We start from the raw sequence: 13,726 nt of genomic DNA, 5'->3' as shown, positions 1-13,726 counted from the left end.
AATAAATGGAAAAATGAGTACTGTAAAAGATTGGACGACCGGAGTCATTAAACAGGCTGAAATAGATAAATATCTGGTGGACGGGAAAGATTTTATAGACGAAGGAAAGATATTTGCAGAGATTGAAAAACAAAAGAATCCCGATAAACAGCAAGTTCGGGATATTTTACAGAAATCTTTGGATATAAAGATTCTGACCCCTTCCGAGACGGCTATGTTGTTGAACGTGGAGGATCCGGAACTCTTGCATGAAATGCAGGAAGCAGCTTTAGCCGTGAAGAAGAAAGTGTACGATAATCGTATCGTTTTCTTCGCTCCCTTGTATTTGTCAAACTTATGCGTGAATAGCTGTAAATATTGTGGATTCCGTGCTGAAAATAAAGATGAGGTACGTCATGTGCTGACCATGGATGAGGTGCGGGATGAGGTGGAGGCCGTGATTGACGAGGGACACAAGCGAATGATCGCTGTGTACGGGGAACATCCTAAGAATGGCGCTGATTATATCGCCGAATCTATTTCCACGATTTATTCCGTGAAACGTACGACTCCCATAGGAAGTGGGTTTAATAATATTCGCCGGGTGAACGTGAACGCGGCACCCATGGAGATTGCGGACTTGAAGAAGTTATGGCGTGCGGGTATCGGTACGTTTCAGGTATTCCAGGAAACGTATCACCGGGAGAGATATGCCGAATTGCATCCGGCAAACACGATCAAGGGTAATTACCGTTGGCGGCTTTACGCGATGCACCGTGCTATGGAGGCAGGGATTGATGACGTGGCTATCGGGGCTTTGTTCGGGTTGTACGATTGGAAGTTCGAGGTTATGGGGTTGTTGCATCATGCTCTGGATCTGGAGAAACAATTCGGTATCGGACCTCACACCGTGTCATTCCCGCGTATGCAACCGGCTCCGGGCTCTTTCCTGAGCGAGCATTCTCCTTATATCGTGAGTGACGAAGCCATGAAGCGGGTGGTTGCCGTGTTACGTCTGGCAATCCCGTATAGCGGATTGATCGTGACGGCACGCGAGGAACAGAATCTGAAACGCGAATTGATCCGTCATTACGGGTGTACGCAAACGGATGCTTCATCCAAGTTGGGAATCGGGGCTTACGCCAAGAAGTTGAAACAAGAGGAGAACCCGGAAAAAGTTCAATTCATGTTGGGAGACCAACGTTCGCTGGATGAGGTTATCCGAGAATTGGCCAACGACGGGCTGATCACTTCTTTCTGTACTGCAGGATACCGTTGCGGCCGTACTGGGGATAAGATCATGAATCTGTTGGAAAAGGGTGTCGAGGGTAAGTTCTGTAAGTTGAATGCCGTGCTGACTTTCCGTGAATACTTGAACGATTATGCCTCCCCGGAGACTCGTGCTATCGGTGAGAAGCTGATCGAGAAGGAATTGCTGGAAATTGAAAACACTCCTTTCTTTAGTGATAAAAAATTACTCCCCACGTTCCGTTCTTATTATGAAAGAATAGCGAGAGGGGAGAGAGATTTGTATATGTGATTTTAAATTGAATTATTGATCTTAATGTCGGGAAGAATAATTTAAAATCTAAAATTCATAAATTTAAAATTAAAAAGGGAGTTTGAGCGTGATCCGTTCGGCTTCCTTTTTTCTTTTGATTTCTTCTTTTTCGCCTTTTCGGAAAACGTAGACCAAGCCGAAGTTTTCGCATTTCTGGCGGCGTTCATCCTCGTCATCAATGTCTGCGTAATGGGCCTCGATTTCGTTCCATAACGTGAGAATATACTCGTCTGCTTCTCCCCGGTATTGAGCAACTTCCGCGCTGTAGCGAGCGGAGTTCTGTTGAAATTGTTTCTGGGAAGAATTGGCTTGTTTGAAGTTCTCGTAGTTGACTTTAACCAGGGCGATAGAGGGACTGTATATCGGGTTACCACCCCCGTTCCGGGTACGTTCCTGTTCTCCTGCGATGATTTTTGCTCCCCAATCCAGCAAGTCCTGATCGGAAATTAGAGAGGGTAATTTGGTGTCATTTTCTGCGATCCCGTAAAATGTTCGGGCTATCGGTTTTAGTTCTCCACGGGCAATGGTGAAATTCAATACCTGTAGGAAATGAGAAATATATAATTTCGCTTTTCGCGTGTATTCCGCGTATTTTCGGCTATTGACCGTTTGTTTATCCCGCGCACATTGAGAGTTCGTGATTGCGGTTTTGAACTTCGGTAGAAAGAATTCTATTTTCTGTCTTAGGGTTAATGAAAACGGTAAATTATTGATATCGGAAAAATCTTCGTTATTCAAGGCTGTTTCCAATGCCCTTATCCTTGCTGCATCTGTATTCGGTAATCTTCTGTAAGGCATAGTCTTAGCAATTAATTAATAATGATCAAAACTCTGATGCGAAGGTATGAAAAAAATTAATGTAAATCAATATTCGCCTTTCAGTTTTTTCGTTTGCGACGAGTTGCAGGTTACAGGTTTGCAGGTTGCAGGTTCCTTCCCAGGCGCAAGTTGGTATGTTTTTCTACGGTTACTTATCTTCTGTTTGTTGGGTAATATTCATGTAGATTATCGAGGAATAGTGTTCTTGTAGTGCGTGTAATTTTCGATGATGTTATTCACGAATCTGAAAGTTTGTCTTCCGTCGCAATATCCGAAACGGACAACGGAATCCCGGTATAGTTCGGGTTGGGATTTGTGGAGTAGGAAGTAGTCCACGTTATTGTCCCATACTTTCGGGTTCTTCCCGTAGGATTCGGCTAATCTCATGGCATCGAACACGTGTCCCGGACCTGCGTTATAGGCAGCTAACGTGAATTTGGTTTGGTTCAGGGTATCCAGGTCCAGTTTTGAAAACATTTTTTCCAGGTATTTCAGGTAGTATGCACCTACCTTGATGTTGTCTTGGGGTTCCTGGTAGTCTTCGAATCCCAGTTGTATCGAGGTTTCCGGCATGACTTGCATCAGGCCGACAGCTCCAAGGTGGGAAGTTGCTTCCGGGTCAAAACCGGATTCTTGGTAGATGACAGCGGCCAACAGACGCCAATCCCAGCCTATTTTTTTCGCTTCTTCTTTGATGATCGGGTCAAAACTGGAGATCACGCCATTCTTTAATTTGTAGTATTTGGAGTTGTGTAAGGAGGTGATGTAACTACTTTTGAAATAACGATTGTATAACACGTTGAATTTCTCGCTTTTTTTGATCGGGTCGAGCCAGGCGTTGATCTCTTCGTTTAATAACACGGCTTTGCCGGCTACGGCCCAAGATACAGGTCCGTCGGTGGATAGTTGCAAGGAGTAGTCGATGTGTTTCATGTATTGAGCGGCAATCTGGGCCACATTTTTGTCGATGACGGTGAAAGGTAGTTCGCCATTCTCTACTTTCAACAGGATGTCCTCGTAAGTCACGTCTTCGAGTTCCGTGATTTTTAGATTCAATTGTAAAGAGTCATTCAGTTGTTGAAGGAATTTCGTGTTTGATGTCCCTTCCTGGATAAAGATTTCTTTGTTCTTTAAATCTTGCACGCTTTGTATGATAGAATCCGATTTGTACTGAACCAGTACCCGGCTGGTACTGAACAGGGGGTGAACAAAGCGTACCTGTTCTTTGCGGGCATCGGTGATGGCAAGACTCATGGCGATCAGATCGTACTTCCCTTCATTCAGTTTTTGGATACTTTCTTCGATGTTCGAGTTGACCTCGATATTTAGTTTTACTCCCAGATAATCGGCAAAATCTTTTACTAATTCGTAGTGAAATCCCTTTGGAATACCCTTGTACACGTAATAGTCTGTCGTGTTGTAATAGCTGCAAACATTTAAAACCCCTCGTTGATCAATTTGCTCTAACGTGGTGGGTTCAGGAATGATTAGCGGATCCTCTTCTTTCGTTTTGCATGAAGCCAGACAAAGTAAGAGCGACAGCGTGTATGTAATATTTCTTATTATATACATGCCGCGAATATACGAAAAATGCTGTGAACTACCAAATTAGTCCGGAGCGTGGATTCTAGCCTCTCGTGTAACGTTACCATTCAAGTATGTGATTTTTTTGAGAAATGGTGGCGAACACACAATTTGTATTTCATCCCGGCTTGTTCTGGGAATCCGATTGATATACCGAAGTAATTTTAGGGTAATAATGTTTCATCGTCCTTGTTGCTATATTGGGAATGGGGCGTGAAAGGGCGAGAGAAAGAGGGGGAGATTATTACCTTGTGAATACGGTGGGATATCTCCGGGATTATAGCGGGACCGATGAAATCATGATTCGATGGAGTGATTTATGGATATTTTTAGTCATAGAAGTTCCACCGGATACCGAATTTTAGCTTCGCCGGGTTGATCGGGTAGGTGTAGGCCGAGAAGTAGTTCCGGTTGCCGATGTACTCGCTGACGTGCTCATATTTTATGAACAGGTCGGCTCGTTTTATATTCAGCGTGATGAACACGTCGAGTTTCGGGTAGTTTCCGGTTTTCTCGATCTCTTGGTTGTAGAATTGCATGATTGCCGGGTCGTAAGCGTTGGCGTAGAATGACGTGTTGTAGAACAGGTCTAAACCGATTTGGAATCCCAACGCATCTTTGAAGAAACGGTTCTGGTAATAGTTGTGCGAGTGGAGTGCAAGCTCGGGTAGAGGCAGCACCTCGTCTTTGTTTACGATTTGATAGTATACCTTCTGGTCAAAGTAGAAGCGCCCCAGTCGAAATACTTGTTTGGCCCATGCCGTGAATACCATGAGATTCCCGTTGTACTGGCGAGGCATGGCGGCCGTGTCGAAATAAATGTAATTTTTCGTGTTGTTGATCGCGATCCCGATTTCGGTGCGGAGGCGTTTATTTTTGTAGTATCCTTTCAGGTTGTAAGCGTGTATTTTGTCGAAACTGTTTTCCCACTGGTTATGGTTTCCCTGATATTGTTCGTAATAATGATTCGGGGTTTGGTTGTCCAACAGGGCGTGGATCGTGACGGATGAGTTTCTTCCTTTGTTCAGGTATTGGATAATCTTTCCTTCCAGCGAGTAGTCTGCGGAGTATTCTCCCGCGAAACAGAAACTTCCCCAAATATCGAAATTGAACATCGTGGTCGTGTCCATGTTGAAGGTCCCGGCTGTGAGGTAGGTCCCGGTGTATTTGCTGGTCCCGATATTATTCATGGTATCGAGTGATACCCGTTGTTCGTATTTGAGATATTTGAATTTTAATCCGGCATAAACTCCCGGTAGGTATTTGTATTTCGGGTGTTCGTTCAGGATAAATTTGGCGTCAATATCGTATTTCCGGTTATTGATCACGTCGGCGTTTTTTTGCCTGTTGATGTACGTGGTGTCGAAGAAATTGGTCTCGACAGTTTCTTCCTGGAATTTATAGCGGTTATCCTCGACTTTAATCCCCAAGGCGAATTTCATAGGATAAGTTATTGTCGTGTCAATGGTCACGCTGTCTATGGGCGTGATTATTTCTTTTGGGTTACCCATATTGTATTGGGCGAGAACTTTAAAGTTGAAGTTCATGACGTTGTTGTTGGGTTCCATGGCCAAGCGTGTGCCCACGACTTTCGCGTCGAGCGAGGTATCCCGGATATCGGCCAGGTTCTCGACACCCCCGTTTTCGTTGTAGTGTCCCATGTTTTGGTTGATAAACATCGAAACGGCGGTCCGGTCTTTCTCGTACGAACTGAAAAAGGCGAAGTTGTATGTCTTCGATTTCTGGTATGAATAGGCCCCGTCGGAGGAGATTAGGTTGTAGCGGAATCCGGCATTCCACACGGGAAGGATGTTCTGGATATGCCATACATCCAGCCAGTCCTCGGTTTTTCCCCGGCCTCCCCCGTTGAAATAGCTCAGTTGCGTGAAGGGGACGGTCGTGTTGTAGTCCAAGGCGTCTTCCGGCTTGAAGATGTAATCCCTTACCCGGTCAAGAGGTAAGAAGTCTTCTCCCCTGGGACGCAAGATATATATGTCGGAAATGTAAGGGGAGGGGAAATTTCCCAGGTAGGTGTTGGATACGCTATGTTTGAAAATCAGGTTCGTGTTCTGGATCCCGTCTTGCAGCGTGTCGATCGGGTAATATTCCCTGTAAACCCCGTCGTGTACCCATTTCCAGGTCAGGCGATGACGCGGAACATTGCGTTGTTCTTTCGTGGTATCCTGATGCATTCCTTCTTCACGAGGATCCCTTCCGTCAGGGTTCTCGTAGTCAAAATCACTCTGGGCTAATGACGTGAGTGAAATCAGACAGCATATTATGGTGTAAAATATATTTTTCATGGCCTGCAAATATACAGAAACTTTTAAAACTCTCATAAATTAATTACCTTTGCGGCAAATATGTTATAATAATTTTAGTATGGACAAAGATCATCTTGTGGAAGAAGAAGGTGAAGGTAAATCGTTAAACTTCATCGAACAGATTATTGAAGAGGAGTTGGCCGAGGGAAAGAACGGCGGTAGGGTACATACGCGGTTCCCGCCGGAACCGAATGGATACCTGCATATCGGGCATGCGACTTCTATATGCTTGAACTTCGGGTTGGCAACCAAGTACAAGGGAAAATGCAACTTGCGTTTTGATGACACGAATCCCTCGAAGGAGGATGTCGAATATATTGATTCCATACAACAAGATATACAATGGCTGGGATTCCAATGGGAAGGCGAGACGCATTACGCTTCCGATTATTTTCAACAGCTATATGATTGGGCCGAGATGTTGATCATGAAGGGTAAGGCTTACGTGGACGACCAGCCGGCTGAGGTGATCAGCGCCCAGCGTATGACGCCGACGGAACCCGGCGTGAACAGTCCTTACCGGGACCGGACGCCGGAGGAGAACTTGGATCTGTTCCGGCGCATGAAGAACGGGGAGTTTCAGGCAGGGGAGAAGGTTTTACGCGCTAAAATAGATATGGCCTCTTCCAACATGCTGATGCGTGATCCGATTATGTATCGTATCATGCACGTGGCACATCACCGGACGGGTGATAAATGGTGTATCTACCCGATGTACGATTTCACGCACGGGCAGAGTGATTACCTGGAAGGGATCACGCATTCTATATGCACGCTGGAGTTCGAGGTGCATCGTCCGCTGTATAACTGGTTTTTGGATCAGTTGATCGACACGGAATACCGTCCTCGCCAGATCGAATTTGCCCGTCGTAACCTGAGCTACACGGTGATGAGTAAACGTCGTTTGCTGGAACTCGTGCAGAAAGGTATCGTGGCGGGTTGGGATGATCCCCGTATGCCGACGATTACCGCTTTGAGACGTGCCGGGTATACGCCTGAATCTATCCGTAATTTTGCGGAGAAGGTGGGTGTGGCTCGTCGGGAGATCGTGGTGGATATGGCGTTATTGGAGTTCTGCGTGCGTGAGCATCTGAATAAAATAGCTCCTCGCGTGATGGCGGTGCTGGATCCGGTTCGGGTGGTTATCGACAATTACCCGGAGAACCAGACGGAAACGGTGGAGATAGAGAATAACCCGGAAGATGAAGCGGCCGGAACGAGAATGGTTCCTTTTTCTCGCGAGTTATACATCGAGCGGGATGATTTTATGGAGAATGCCCCGAAGAAATTTTTCCGGATGACGATTGGTAACGAGGTGCGGTTGAAGGGGGCTTATATCGTGAAGTGCGAGAGCGTGGAGAAAGACGCGGATGGAAATATTACAACGATTCATTGTACATACGACGCGGATACCCGTAGCGGTACCGGATCGGCAAGTAACCGGAAGGTGAAGGGAACGCTTCACTGGGTTTCGGCCCCCGATGCGATCGAGGCGGAAGTGCGTTTGTACGATCGTTTGTTTAAAGACCCGGATCCAGCCGGACACAAGGATATTGATTTCAAGGAGTTCTTGAACGAGAATTCCTTGAAGGTTTTGACAGGGTGTAAGTTAGAACCGAGTTTGAAGGAGGCTAAAGAAGGGGATCGTTTCCAGTTCCAACGTTTGGGATATTTCTGCGTGGATAAGGATTCTAAACCCGGGGCGCTGGTGTTTAACCGGACGGTCGGGTTGAAGGATACGTGGGCGAAACAAAACAATTAATGATAAAATGAAAATTACGAAGGAAAAAATGACAAGAGAGATTCGGGCGTATCTGTTGATCACGTTCGGGTTGTTGATATATACTTTTGCCGTTACCGCTTTCTTGGCTCCGCATCGTATGGTCGGTGGCGGAGTGACCGGTATCTCGACAATTATTTATTTCCTTTCCGGGGAGGTGATTCCTATCGGATATAGTTATTTCGTGATCAATTTTTTGTTGGTGGCGATCGCTATAAAGGTACTGGGACCCCGGTTCGGTTTCAAGACTATCTATGCTATTTTCATGAGTTCTTTCCTGTTGAGTTTGTTACAGAATCTGATTCATGAACCTTTGCTGGAAGATAAATTCATGTGTGCCGTTCTTTCCGGTATCATGTGTGGTGCGGGAATCGGTATTTCCCTGGCAAACGGGGGAAGTACTGCCGGAACGGATATCGTGGCCATGATGATTAACAAGTACCGGAATATTAGTCCGGGTAAGATTATCATGTATATAGACGTGTTTATCATCGGGTGTAGTTATTTCATCGGGGAGAATACGGCGGTGGATCCCACTGCGAAGATAGCCACGATTATTTACGGTTACGTGGTCATGGGGGTCAACTCTTACACGATTGACTTGGTGTTTACCGGGCAGATGCAGTCCGTGCAATTCTTAATATTTTCTAATAAGTACAAGGAAGTGGCGGATTCTATCACGCATGATTTGAAACGAGGGGTTACCGTGGTGGATTGCCAGGGATGGTACACGGGGGAGGCTCGTAAGATGTTGATTGTCGTGGCTCGCAAGAGTGAAATGCAAAATATCATGCGGGTAACGAAAGCGGTCGATCAGGATGCTTTCCTCACAATGAACACGGTTATGGGTGTTTACGGTCGGGGATTCGACACGTTGCGAACGTGATGATGTTTGATGAATAAATGATATTGCTTTGCTTCACGAGGTTACTTGTGAAGCAAAGTTTTTTTTCAGCGGCCTCGTTTATAGAGGAGTGTTTGAAGGGGGGCTTGGAAGAAAGCAGGCTTTTGCCACATTCTCAATACGTTTGCTTCAAGAAAGCATAAAAAACAAAGTTAAAATATTGTATTACGCTTTCCATATTCAACCGGATTTTACCGATATTACGCGAAATCTTCTTTATATTTGTATTTCTAAAATACGTGAGAAATGAAGATTAAAGTATTTGCTAATAATGCATGGCAGGAGAACACGATCGTGTTGTACGATGAGACGGGGGAAGCCGTGGTCATTGATTGTGGTTGTTTTTCAAGAGAGGAGGAACAACGTTTGGCTGATTTCTTGGTCGAGAATCATTTGAAACCGGTAGCTTTACTGAATACCCATTTACATATTGACCATATTTTCGGTAATAATTTTATGCTAGATAAATACGGCTTGTCGGCACGGGCGCATGAAGCGGATGCCTTTTGGGTGGAAGATGCCGAGAAGTATGCGGCGATGTTGGGTATAAGGGGAATAACGCCCCCCCCGGCTTTGGGCGAATACCTGAAAGACGGGGAGGTCGTGAAGTTCGGACATTCGGAATTGAAAGTTATTCACGTGCCGGGACATTCTCCGGGGGGGATTTGTTTTTATAGCGAGAAGGATAAGTTGTTGATAGCCGGAGACGTATTGTTCCAGGGAAGTATCGGAAGGGCTGATTTGCCGGGAGGTGATATGCGCCAGTTGATAGAAGGTATCCGGGAGAAATTGTTCGCGTTGCCCGATGATGTTCGTGTGGTTCCCGGACATGGCGGTTTCACGACGATCGGGGAAGAGAAACGGATGAATCCATTTTTTCAGTAAAAATTTATGAGAAGGATTGGGATAATTGTAGCTATGACGTCCGAGTATGGACTGGTAAAATCGTTGTTAGATCAGGGGAAGGAGTGTGCCGTTAGGGGAATTCCTTTTACTGAAGGGAAAATCGGGAATGTTGAGGTCGTGCTGGCTAAAAGCGGCATCGGTAAGGTGTGTGCGGCGGTTGGGACGATGGAGATGATCCAGCGTTATTCACCGAATGTTATCGTGAATACCGGGGTGGCTGGGGGAATTGATCCCTTGACCGAGGTGATGGATATCGTGGTGGGGGAAAATATGGTGTATCATGATGTCTGGTGTGGAGAAGGAAACGAGTATGGTCAGGTGCAAGGACTACCGGCTCGTTACGTGTCGGATAAAGCGCTATGTAAATTGGCTTTATCGGTGGAACATGACGGGAACGTGTACGGAGGATTGATATGTAGCGGGGATAAATTTATAACGAATAAAGAAGAGCTGGTAGAGATTAAAAAACGTTTCCCGGAAGGGTTAGCCGTGGATATGGAATCCTGTGCTATCGCCCAAGTTTGTTACATGTGTGGGGTTCCTTTCCTGAGTTATCGCATTATCAGCGATACGCCGGGGGTTAAGGATCACTACAAACAATATCTGAATTTTTGGGAGGAGGCTCCCAAACGTTCTTTTGAAATGATCAAGGTGTTGATTACAGCATTGTCGGAAGAGTAATAATTGAATAAATGGAAAAGATACCGAGTTTTACGATAGACCACTTACGCTTGTTAAGGGGTATTTATGTCTCTCGAAAGGATTATTTGGGAGACGAGGTGGTTACAACTTTTGATATCCGTATGAAAGAGCCAAACCGGGAACCGATACTGGGACAGGGCGAGTTGCATACGATAGAGCATCTGGCGGCGACTTATTTGCGGAATCACAAGGAATGGGGGGATAAGATCGTGTTCTGGGGACCCATGGGATGTTGTACGGGAAATTATTTCCTGATGAAGGGAGATTGGGAGTCTCGTGATATCGTGGAGTTGATGCGGGAGACGTTCCGTTTTATCCGGGATTTTGAAGGAGAAGTTCCCGGGGTGGCGGCAAAGGATTGCGGTAATTATTTGTTGCATAACTTGCCTATGGCGAGATACGAGGCTGCTAAATACCTCACGGAAGTGTTAGATGTGATAGAAGAAGAGAATTTGATATACCCGAAATAATGAAAATAGGAATTGTAATTGCATTGATGGCCTTGTTTATGGCTTGTGGAGAGAATAAGGATAAGGAGAGGACGATTAGCGTGAGCATCTTGCCCCAGCGTTATTTCGTGGAGAGAATCGCGGGGGACTACGTGAAGGTGAACGTGATGATACCCCCCGGGGCAAACCCGGCCGTGAGTGATTTGAGCACGGAGCAATTAAAGGCTTTGCACAATAGTTCCATTTATTTTGCCGTGGGATACTTGCCTTTCGAGTTGAGTAATTTGTACCCTTTCCTAGAAAAGCAGGAGGAGGTGTTGCTCGTGAAACAATCTGTCGGGATGGACTTGGAGGCGGGTTCTTGTAATCACGGCCATGATCACGGTCATGATCACGGGGATTGTTCTCATGGAGAAGGTTTTGATCCTCACGTGTGGATGTCTCCCCGGTACGCGGAAATGATGGCCCGGACGATGCTGGATGTGTTGGCTGCAAAGTTCCCTGATCAGAAGGCTACTTTTGAGAAAAATTTTCGACAATTCAAGTCGGAAATTGACAGTATAGACCGGGAGGCTCGTCGGATCATTCCGGAGAAAAAGAATAAAACTTTTCTGATTTATCATCCGGCATTGACTTATTTTGCCAAAGATTACGGCATGGAACAGATTTCGATAGAGGATGAGGGAAAAGAACCGAATCCCACGCATATTAAGGAGGTCATTGATACTTGCCGGGCGAAAGGGATAAAGATCGTGTTTATCCAAAACCAGTTTGACGTGGCGAATGCCAAGGCGATAGCCAAGGAAATTGATGGAGAGGTGATTGCTATTGATCCGTTGAGTCCGGACTGGAAAACGGAAATGTATTCTTTATTGGGAATCATTGAACAGAAAATGGAGTAGCGAGATGAAAGAACTTCTGGAGTTAAAGGGAATTACAGCAGGGTACGAGCAGACGGTCGTGTTGCGGGATGTGAATTTAGCGATTCATGCGCATGATTTTATCGGTATTATCGGACCGAACGGGGGAGGAAAAACAACTTTGTTGAAGGTGATTTTGGGATTGCTGAAGCCTTTTTCCGGGGAGATTGTTTATCATGTTTCCAAACAGTCATTGTTCGGTTATTTGCCTCAAAACAGTCGATTTGATGCACGTTTCCCGATAAGTGTGAAAGAGGTAGTGCTGTCGGGACTGATGTCCGAGAAGGGGATCTTTAAAGCGTACACGAAGGTCGATCGAAAACGAGTTGAGGAGATTTTGGAAGTGTATGGTATGAGCGATTATAAGAATCGCCCTATCGGGGAACTTTCCGGAGGGCAAATGCAACGGGTATTCTTGTGTCGAGCGATCATATCTTCACCGAAGATTCTTATTCTGGATGAACCTTCTACTTACGTGGATGCGAATTTCGAGATGGAATTTTATTCTTTATTGAAAGAGTTGAACGAGAAAATGAGTATCGTGATGGTGTCTCACGATCTGGGAACCATTTGTTCATACGTGAAAACGATCGCTTGCGTGAATGGTGGTTTGCATTATCATGAATCGAATCTGATCACGCCGGAACAGTTGAAACTGTATAATTGCCCGATCGAGCTGATTTCGCACGGTACGGTACCACACCGGGTGTTATTGGAGCATGACGAAACAATTGAAAATAAAAGGATTCAGTGATTGATGATTCAATGATTTAGTGATTATGAAAAACGTTAGCCTTGTGCGGATGGAATCACCTAATCGGGAAGCATAAATCACTAAATAGATAAGATCACTTGATCGAGAATCACGTAATCACAGAATTTTTTAATTTAAAATTTAAAATCTAAAATTAATAAGGTGTTTGAATTATTAGAATATACTTTTTTCCAGAATGCACTATTGTGTACGATATTGATAGGGGTGAGTTGTGGGTTGATCGGAACGTATATCGTGGCGAAACGGATGGTGTTTATCAGCGGGGGAATCACGCATGCTTCCTTCGGAGGGTTGGGGTTGGCCTATTTCTTGGGGTTATCTCCTCTTTTCGGGGCGGCAGTATTCGCGTTGGCAGCAGCATTTTGTATATTATATCTTTCGGATAGTAAGCGCTTTAAGGAGGATTCCCTGATCGGTATTTTCTGGTCGGCAGGAATGGCTATCGGTGTGCTGTTCATTTATTTGACTCCGGGGTATGCTCCGAATCTGTTGTCTTACCTGTTCGGAAATATTCTTACCGTAACGGGAGAACAAGTCGCATTGTCACTTGTATTGTGTTTGGTCATCGTCCTGTTCTTTGCCAAATTTTATCGTCCTTTATTCTATATCGCTTTTGACAAGGAGTATAGCCGGACGCATTTTGTTGCCTTGAACGGTCTGGAGATCGGAGTTACAGCGTTGATTGCCTTGTGTATCGTGTTGTGCATGAAGTTGGCGGGGATAATCCTTGTTATTTCATACCTCACCATGCCTCAGGCTATTGCCGGGATGTTTCATAAGAATTTTACCAAACAGCTTGTCTGGTCGACGATCGTGAGTTGCGGGGGATCAATCATCGGGCTTTTCGCCTCGGCAGCCTTGAAGTTACCTTCCGGGGCAACGATTGTCCTTTGTTTCTTGGCGATATTTCTTATCTGTTATTTTTGGAAAAAGAAAAAATAAAGAGGTCGTTTGAAAAGTCAATTTACATAGAACTACCATCCCTAGTTCCTCCTTACACGGGGGGGATAATAAGCGGTTTCC

12 protein-coding genes are annotated in these 13,726 nt (G+C 45.3%); 9 read left to right on the top strand and 3 right to left on the bottom strand.

The window, feature by feature from the left end; all coding sequences use genetic code 11:
• The first annotated feature begins 13 nt into the window (after positions 1–13).
• The gene (gene hydG, locus DWW52_RS05805; RefSeq protein WP_118714529.1) at positions 14–1,519 is read left to right on the top strand and encodes a [FeFe] hydrogenase H-cluster radical SAM maturase HydG; all 1,506 of its coding nucleotides are present in this window, start codon (positions 14–16) and stop codon (positions 1,517–1,519) included.
• A gap of 69 nt (positions 1,520–1,588) precedes the next feature.
• Here the strand turns inward: hydG and DWW52_RS05800 are convergent, their stop codons facing one another.
• From DWW52_RS05800 to DWW52_RS05790, 3 genes are all read right to left on the bottom strand, one after another.
• Positions 1,589–2,338 (bottom strand): hypothetical protein, encoded by a 750-nt coding sequence (locus DWW52_RS05800; RefSeq protein ID WP_118714528.1) that lies wholly within the window; start codon positions 2,336–2,338, stop codon positions 1,589–1,591.
• A gap of 207 nt (positions 2,339–2,545) precedes the next feature.
• Positions 2,546–3,931, bottom strand: coding sequence for a transporter substrate-binding domain-containing protein (locus DWW52_RS05795; protein WP_118714527.1), 1,386 nt, complete (start codon positions 3,929–3,931; stop codon positions 2,546–2,548).
• A 341-nt stretch (positions 3,932–4,272) separates the two neighbouring features.
• Positions 4,273–6,246, bottom strand: a complete 1,974-nt coding sequence (locus DWW52_RS05790) for a putative porin (RefSeq protein WP_118714526.1) — start codon at positions 6,244–6,246, stop codon at positions 4,273–4,275.
• A gap of 79 nt (positions 6,247–6,325) precedes the next feature.
• Here DWW52_RS05790 and DWW52_RS05785 point away from each other — a divergent pair, with 79 nt between their 5' ends.
• The 8 genes from DWW52_RS05785 to DWW52_RS05745 all read left to right on the top strand — a co-directional run bounded on the left by DWW52_RS05785 (position 6,326) and on the right by DWW52_RS05745 (position 13,645).
• Entirely contained in the window at positions 6,326–8,029 is a 1,704-nt protein-coding gene (locus DWW52_RS05785) for a glutamine--tRNA ligase/YqeY domain fusion protein (RefSeq protein WP_118714525.1), read from the top strand.
• Positions 8,030–8,036: 7 nt separating this feature from the next.
• Entirely contained in the window at positions 8,037–8,933 is an 897-nt protein-coding gene (locus DWW52_RS05780; protein ID WP_118714524.1) for a YitT family protein, read from the top strand.
• A 264-nt stretch (positions 8,934–9,197) separates the two neighbouring features.
• On the top strand, positions 9,198–9,836 hold the full coding sequence (locus DWW52_RS05770; protein ID WP_118714522.1) for an MBL fold metallo-hydrolase: 639 nt from the start codon (positions 9,198–9,200) through the stop codon (positions 9,834–9,836).
• 6 nt (positions 9,837–9,842) lie between these two features.
• The gene (locus tag DWW52_RS05765) at positions 9,843–10,538 is read left to right on the top strand and encodes a 5'-methylthioadenosine/adenosylhomocysteine nucleosidase (RefSeq protein ID WP_118714521.1); all 696 of its coding nucleotides are present in this window, start codon (positions 9,843–9,845) and stop codon (positions 10,536–10,538) included.
• Between the two features lie 11 nt (positions 10,539–10,549).
• Positions 10,550–11,029 carry an S-ribosylhomocysteine lyase gene (locus tag DWW52_RS05760; RefSeq protein WP_118714520.1) on the top strand — a complete coding sequence of 160 codons (480 nt, stop codon included), beginning with the start codon at positions 10,550–10,552 and terminating at the stop codon, positions 11,027–11,029.
• The gene (locus tag DWW52_RS05755) at positions 11,029–11,910 is read left to right on the top strand and encodes a metal ABC transporter solute-binding protein, Zn/Mn family (protein WP_118714519.1); all 882 of its coding nucleotides are present in this window, start codon (positions 11,029–11,031) and stop codon (positions 11,908–11,910) included. The genes DWW52_RS05760 and DWW52_RS05755 overlap by 1 nt, the downstream gene beginning before the upstream one ends.
• Positions 11,911–11,914: 4 nt before the next feature.
• Entirely contained in the window at positions 11,915–12,682 is a 768-nt protein-coding gene (locus DWW52_RS05750) for a metal ABC transporter ATP-binding protein (protein WP_118714518.1), read from the top strand.
• Between the two features lie 162 nt (positions 12,683–12,844).
• Positions 12,845–13,645 carry a metal ABC transporter permease gene (locus DWW52_RS05745; protein WP_118714517.1) on the top strand — a complete coding sequence of 267 codons (801 nt, stop codon included), beginning with the start codon at positions 12,845–12,847 and terminating at the stop codon, positions 13,643–13,645.
• The last annotated feature ends 81 nt before the right edge of the window (positions 13,646–13,726 follow it).

This window comes from Odoribacter sp. AF15-53, assembly GCF_003479425.1.
In the GTDB taxonomy this organism is placed as follows: Bacteria; Bacteroidota; Bacteroidia; order Bacteroidales; family Marinifilaceae; genus Butyricimonas.
The sequence above is the reverse complement of the archived record's forward strand: the minus strand, read 5'-3'. Positions and strand labels throughout refer to the sequence as shown.

Bases quoted from the DNA above. Each gene is read 5' to 3' on its own strand.
- hydG (WP_118714529.1), top strand. From the start codon at position 14: ATGAGTACTGTAAAAGATTGGACGACCGGAGTCATTAAACAGGCTGAA.
- DWW52_RS05790 (WP_118714526.1), bottom strand. From the start codon at position 6,246: ATGAAAAATATATTTTACACCATAATATGCTGTCTGATTTCACTCACG.
- DWW52_RS05765 (WP_118714521.1), top strand. From the start codon at position 9,843: ATGAGAAGGATTGGGATAATTGTAGCTATGACGTCCGAGTATGGACTG.
- DWW52_RS05795 (WP_118714527.1), bottom strand. From the start codon at position 3,931: ATGTATATAATAAGAAATATTACATACACGCTGTCGCTCTTACTTTGT.
- DWW52_RS05770 (WP_118714522.1), top strand. From the start codon at position 9,198: ATGAAGATTAAAGTATTTGCTAATAATGCATGGCAGGAGAACACGATC.
- DWW52_RS05785 (WP_118714525.1), top strand. From the start codon at position 6,326: ATGGACAAAGATCATCTTGTGGAAGAAGAAGGTGAAGGTAAATCGTTA.
- DWW52_RS05800 (WP_118714528.1), bottom strand. From the start codon at position 2,338: ATGCCTTACAGAAGATTACCGAATACAGATGCAGCAAGGATAAGGGCA.
- DWW52_RS05780 (WP_118714524.1), top strand. From the start codon at position 8,037: ATGAAAATTACGAAGGAAAAAATGACAAGAGAGATTCGGGCGTATCTG.
- DWW52_RS05750 (WP_118714518.1), top strand. From the start codon at position 11,915: ATGAAAGAACTTCTGGAGTTAAAGGGAATTACAGCAGGGTACGAGCAG.
- DWW52_RS05760 (WP_118714520.1), top strand. From the start codon at position 10,550: ATGGAAAAGATACCGAGTTTTACGATAGACCACTTACGCTTGTTAAGG.
- DWW52_RS05755 (WP_118714519.1), top strand. From the start codon at position 11,029: ATGAAAATAGGAATTGTAATTGCATTGATGGCCTTGTTTATGGCTTGT.